5 protein-coding genes are annotated in these 6,136 nt (G+C 42.6%); 3 read left to right on the top strand and 2 right to left on the bottom strand.

Annotated features, from left to right (window positions below):
• Both AB4653_RS24030 and AB4653_RS24025 read right to left on the bottom strand, forming a co-directional pair.
• The coding region (locus tag AB4653_RS24030) for a methyl-accepting chemotaxis protein (protein ID WP_372105501.1) at nucleotides 1-1,322 on the bottom strand (1,322 nt) is incomplete at its 3' end.
• 208 nt (nucleotides 1,323-1,530) lie between these two features.
• Nucleotides 1,531-1,998 (bottom strand): Lrp/AsnC family transcriptional regulator, encoded by a 468-nt coding sequence (locus tag AB4653_RS24025; RefSeq protein WP_009844861.1) that lies wholly within the window; start codon nucleotides 1,996-1,998, stop codon nucleotides 1,531-1,533.
• 151 nt (nucleotides 1,999-2,149) lie between these two features.
• On the opposite strand from AB4653_RS24025, the gene AB4653_RS24020 reads away from it, so the two are divergent.
• The 3 genes from AB4653_RS24020 to AB4653_RS24010 form a co-directional block, all read left to right on the top strand.
• Nucleotides 2,150-3,115 carry a hypothetical protein gene (locus AB4653_RS24020; RefSeq protein ID WP_032555001.1) on the top strand — a complete coding sequence of 322 codons (966 nt, stop codon included), beginning with the start codon at nucleotides 2,150-2,152 and terminating at the stop codon, nucleotides 3,113-3,115.
• 558 nt (nucleotides 3,116-3,673) lie between these two features.
• Nucleotides 3,674-4,000, top strand: coding sequence for a hypothetical protein (locus tag AB4653_RS24015; RefSeq protein ID WP_102257637.1), 327 nt, complete (start codon nucleotides 3,674-3,676; stop codon nucleotides 3,998-4,000).
• A gap of 47 nt (nucleotides 4,001-4,047) precedes the next feature.
• Nucleotides 4,048-6,136, top strand: a 2,089-nt coding sequence (locus AB4653_RS24010; protein WP_372105500.1) for an immune inhibitor A domain-containing protein, incomplete at its 3' end; no start/stop codon positions are given.

Below are 6,136 nucleotides of genomic sequence, written 5' to 3'. Positions count from 1 at the left end.
GCGCTCACCTTCGCAACATCACCACACGCGTCGGTTTGGTCTCTGTTCGCCAGAATATCTTTCTGCCAGCTTTCAATCGTCGCCAGCATGGTATCGATGCTCTCTTTAATCTGAACTGTGGCCTTTGACGTTCGTCCAGATAAAGCACGTACTTCGTCGGCAACAACTGCAAAGCCTCGTCCTTGCTCGCCTGCTCTTGCCGCTTCAATCGCAGCGTTAAGTGCCAACAAGTTAGTTTGTTCAGCGATTCCACCAATCTCTTCCATTATCTTGCTCACGCTTTGCGCTTGATCGCTCAATTGGTAAGTCGTGTGCGTCGCTTTCTCCGCCTGAGATGCCAAGTTTTCAAGGTTGCGGTGGGTTTGATCGATGCTCTCTTTAGCACCAGCACAAGTTTGCAAGGTAACATCGACAATTTGGTGAGCTTCTTCTGTACGAGAAGATACTTCATTGGCGGTCACTTCAACCTCTTCAGTTGCTTCACGTACCTGAAGAATATCTTTTGTCTGCTGATCGAGCGCTTCAGTTACTTGGTATGACGTCGCATTAAGGTTATCAGCTAAATCTTGCAATGGTTTCGCTGAGTCTGTCATACGGCCTAATACAGTGCGGATTCGGGCAGACAGCAGCTTGAGATGAAAATCGGCAACAGAGAACTGACTATTACCTGAATAGACAAGTCGACTGACGCTATCGAATTTAGATTGCAGTTTTTTTAACTGTAATGGAGTATCAATGAGCTCTTGTCGGAAAAGCAATGCGAGAGCAGAAACAGGAAGAAGACTCAATATCCACTGAGATGCTTGCCCTACTTCTACAAGATTTGAAATCAGAGGCGCAGCCAAAGAGCCGAGTAACACTGCGTAACGAACACTGTCACTGATCTGTAGTGACCATTGGCGACCTGACTTCTCAGCTTTCAATAAGCTTTGATAAGCCTTGTCTGCGACTTGTACCCATTCGTTTTTCGGCTTAACACGAACAGACTGATAGCCACTTACCTTCCCGCCATCATAAATAGGGGTAACGTAAGCATCAACCCAGTAGTGCCCGCCGGATTTAGTCTTGTTTTTTACGATCCCGCGCCAAGCCTTGCCTTGTTTTAGATTCACCCACATATCGGCAAAAGCCGCTTTTGGCATATCACCATGCCTAACAATATTATGGTGTTGCCCTAGTAATTCATCTTGACTGTATTCCGCAATACGGCAAAAAGCGTCATTACTATAAGTAATCACACCTTTAAGGTCGGTAGTCGAGACAAGTTGTTCGTTTTCGCTTAGAAGCGTTTCACGTGATTGAGAAGCTGAACTGACAGTCATTTGGTATTAACTTCGGTTAATTATTATTGTAGCGGAGGAATATATACAATTATTAAAGTTATGACAAAATATGAAAGTAACATTTTGTGTAAATGACTGCTATTTATACAAAAATAACCAATGCACCTCACAAAACTCTCAACGCTAAGCCTCTTCCCTAACTATTATGCCTTTGATCTAATTATTCACACCTCTATCTGGCTAAAGGTCATGACTCATCTAAGTTAACTGCAGTGGTAAATTTCACGGTTCTCATAGAGACTGAGGTATGGAACTTGCGAATATTCAGATCTTTGCGCAATACTCGTTCAACAAAGTCTTCGTAAGCTTGTATATCTTTCACCGTAACAATCAACATAAAATCAAAGCTGCCTGATATCTGATAGCACTGAGTAACCTCTGACGCCTTAGAAATAGAATGGCGAAAAATTTGATAGATATCCCCTCGATCGCGCTCCATTTCAACGGACACAACTAGGGTCATCTTGCTACCAGTAAGCTCAGGATTAATGATCGATACATCACCGACTATCACGCCCTCTTGCCTCAATCGTTTCACTCGCTTTAAGCAAGCAGGAGGTGATAGCCCTACGATCTCGGCTAACGATTGATTAGGGATCCGGTTATTCTTCTGAAGCTCAACCAATATGCTTCTATCTATACGGTCTATTTCCATAATTTCTTAAACCATGATTTTTTGATTGATAATTTCTTACTTTAAGGCAATTTAAAAATTACAGGCAACTTTATAGGTTATTTTTGAAATAATAATCACAACAATCGCGGTAAGATCTTTTTATACAACACAACGAGTTATGGTCGTAACAATGAAATCAACCTATCAATTTTTCAAAGAGCTCCTCAAAGAAATCTTCGATGTCACTTCGACGCTTTTCCGTATCATGATTCCAATCATCATATTGATAAAAGTCGTCGAAGAGCTTGGCGGCATAATGATTCTTAGCGAATGGCTAAGCCCTATAATGGAAAGCGTCGGATTACCCAAAGAAATGGGTCTAGTATGGGCAACTACCATACTCACCAACATCTATGCCGGGCTAATTATCCTTATTAATTCCGATGTTCCCTTAACGGTTGCTCAAGCTTCAATTTTAGGCAGCATGATGCTCCTTGCTCACTCATTGCCAATTGAAGGCGCTATTGCCAAAAAAGCAGGTGTTAGCTGGCTGGCTACCCTATCGGTGAGAGTGGGGGGAAGCTTAGTGCTGGCATGGCTACTCAACCTCAGTTATCAATACGGAGACTGGCTCAACTACCCAGCAACCGTGCTTTGGCAACCTGAAGTATCAGGAGACACAAGCTATTTGGGTTGGGCGCTTGAACAGTTCAAGAACTTTGCGGTTATCTTCATGGTAATCTCAGCACTATTACTGTTACTCAAGATCTTAAAGATTCTAGGTATTGAGAAACTCATGGCAGTATTACTGAGACCATTCTTAAGAGTACTGGGAATCAGCAAAGACGCAACGAACCTAACAATAATAGGAATCACGCTTGGCCTTTCGTTTGGTGGCGGCTTACTGATCAATGAAGCCAAGAAAGGGCATATCTCAGCAAGAGACGTATTCACCGCAATCATGCTGCTCAACTTGCTCCACAGTTTAATTGAAGATACGTTGTTGATCCTACTCATCGGGGCCGATTTCTACACGATATTTTGGGGAAGGCTTGTATTCTCGGTGTTGGTTGTCGCTGTGGTATCAAACGTCATTAAGCGCATGAATCCAAGCACTTGCGAACGGTATTTTTATCGCGATGTCTCTCAGTCATAAGTAAATCTCCAACAAGAATACAAGGAAAAGAACTCAAATACGGGTTCTTTTTTGCGACTTGGCACTCCTATCACCTCCGCTATTGTTAAATTTCACGCCCTTGAAACACTGAAAATCATTCTCAACACCCTAATTATTTATATTTCGTGTGAAAATAATTTCAGCACAGATATTTACTAATAACTCAATTATTAAATGCAATGTTTAAACACAGAGAATATAAAACGCATCTTATTACTTATAACTCCATACCTTGTATAAAGTACTCTAAAGATAATAATTACTTCCCAACCAATATTATTAAAATCCAAACTATCAACTATTAATTCAACAAAACCCACTAAATAGCTGATAATAAAATAAATAACGACCATTGTTTGATATTAACTTTAAATGTTGAAATCGGAACGAACAATTGCTTGTAATAATTATCCATTTGATTGGTTAATTTTATAAATATATTTTGTTACATAATCAAAACTGATGGCTCTTTTGAATATGCTCCTTATAACAACGCCTCTTACAACCGAGGCTCGCACAGCTAAGATTCTTACAAAAATGCCCATAAAAGCAATGACTTTAATGGTTCTAACTTTGTCATCACTGTCACAGGCTTCCACTATTGAGAACGATGAACTATTGCTGAAATCATTGATTAAACGAGGTGTTATCTGTTCTGGCTTAACCTATGAGGAAGATCAAGAAGCTTTACGTATCTATCTCAACGCTAAAAAAGCGAAGAGCACTCCGTTTGGTTCAAAAAGTAGAAAAGAGACAACCAATACAAAGGAGAGCGAAAGTAAAAAAAACGCAACAAACACACGTCAGTTAAATAAGACACCACAAGAGTGTATTAGGCCAAACTCGGACAACAGATCCGAATAAGGCAAGTTGATACTGATATCGACATGGGAATATAAAAGGAAAATATAATGAAAATGATGAGAAAAACATTGTTGGCTTCAGCAATGCTTACTCTATTTAGCGTCAGTAGTTATGCAAAAACACCTATTGATTTAGGCGTTGTTAATGAAGACAAACTCATTGAAATGCTAGTTAGACAAGGCTTAGTCGACCAAGATGCAACCGATGTGGCAAAGCACGACGCACTTGACCGCTACTTGAAGAATAAAATCAATTCCGGTTTTAAAGGTGACGCTCAATTCGGTAAAAAAGCACTTGAGCAACGAGCGAAAATACTTAAAGCCATAGAAAAAGGATCTGGTGTTAAAAAGGCGAGCGTCTTTGCGTTAGAAGTCGGCACCAAGCGTACCGATAAAGTACTCGCTCTGTTAGTCGATTTCCCTGATTTGAACTGGGATAACAACAAACTGACCGAAGAGCACACACAAATGCTCTACGAGAGCTACAACCCAGAACATTATCAAGAGTTGTTGTTTTCAAACTCTGGCTACACTGGGCCAAACGGCGAAAACCTAATCTCGATGCGTCAGTATTACCAAAGCGAATCTGGTGATAGTTACAGCGTTGCGGGCCAAGCTGCAGGTTGGTATCGCGCCTCTAAACCTGCGTCATTCTATGGGGGTAACTCCCCTACTACCGACAACGATCTCAACGCGCAAGAACTGGTTCGCGAAGCACTGAATCAATTGGCTCAAGATCCTAGCATCAACCTAGCCGATTACGATATTGAAGATCGTTACGATTACGACGGTGACGGAAACTTCCGTGAACCCGATGGTGTGATTGATCATCTAATGGTGTTCCACGCATCTGTTGGTGAAGAAGCCGGTGGTGGCGTATTAGGCCCTGATGCGATTTGGTCTCACCGATTCAACCTTGGTCGCACTCATGTACTTAAAGGCACCTCTAGCTCGCTTCCAGACCGCTTTGGTGGCCAATACGCAGCATTTGATTACACGATTCAACCGATTGATGCCGCAGCTGGTGTATGTGCTCACGAGTATGGCCATGATTTAGGCTTGCCAGACGAGTACGATACGCAATATACAGGCAAGGGTGAACCTGTCTCTTACTGGTCAATCATGTCTTCGGGCAGTTGGGCTGGTCAAATTGGTGGCACACAGCCAACGGCATTCAGCTCTTGGGCAAAACACTTCCTACAGAAGTCGATTGGTGGTCGTTGGATTAACGATGATCAAATCTCGATTGATGACCTAGAAGACAACCCACAGGTTTATACGTTGTTCCAAACAACGGATAACAACCGTCCTAACATGATTAAAGTGGATCTTCCAGAAAAACAGATCGAAGGTTTAAAACCGTTTGCTGGTGAGTATTCGTTCCACTCTCAAAAAGGCGATGACCTGAAAAACAGCATGACACGCAAGTTGGTGATTCCAGCCGGCGATTCTGCACTGCTTTCATTCAAAACTTGGTATGAAATTGAGAAAGACTACGACTTTGCACGCGTACTCGTGAATGGACAAGCCATTGCCGGCAACATCACCTCATTGGATGACCCGTACAATACTGGCCTCGTTCCTGCTATTGGCGGCGAATCTGGCGGTTGGATTGATGCTGAGTTCGACGTTTCACAATGGGCAGGCCAAGAAGTAGAGCTTTCGTTTGAATACATCACCGATGGTGGCTTGGCGATGGAAGGTTTCTATTTGGATAACCTCAGTGTAGTCGTTGATGGTGAAGTAACCTTAATAGACGATGGTGAGAGCAACTCCACCTTCGCCCTAAATGGTTACAAGCTGAGTAATGGGTTCCACCAAGCGCAACACTACTACCTGTTGCAATGGCGCAGCCACATGGACGTTGATGAGGGTCTAGCCAACATCAAACGCATGGGCCAACTGATCTCATTCGATCCGGGTTTGATTATTTGGTACGTAGACGAATCTCTGACTGATAACTGGGTAGGCAAGCACCCAGGTGAAGGTTGGTTAGGTGTGGTCGATGCCGACCAGAATGCAATGACTTGGGAAAAATCCGGTGAAGTCGCTCAAACTCGTTACCAAGTTCGTGATGCCGCGTTTTCACTCAAAGATCATACTCCAATGCGTCTTGTAAACAGCGACAATGATGTGC

Source organism: Vibrio sp. 10N.222.48.A3 (assembly GCF_041475345.1).
GTDB lineage: Bacteria > Pseudomonadota > Gammaproteobacteria > Enterobacterales > Vibrionaceae > Vibrio > Vibrio tasmaniensis_A.
The sequence above is the reverse complement of the archived record's forward strand: the minus strand, read 5'-3'. Positions and strand labels throughout refer to the sequence as shown.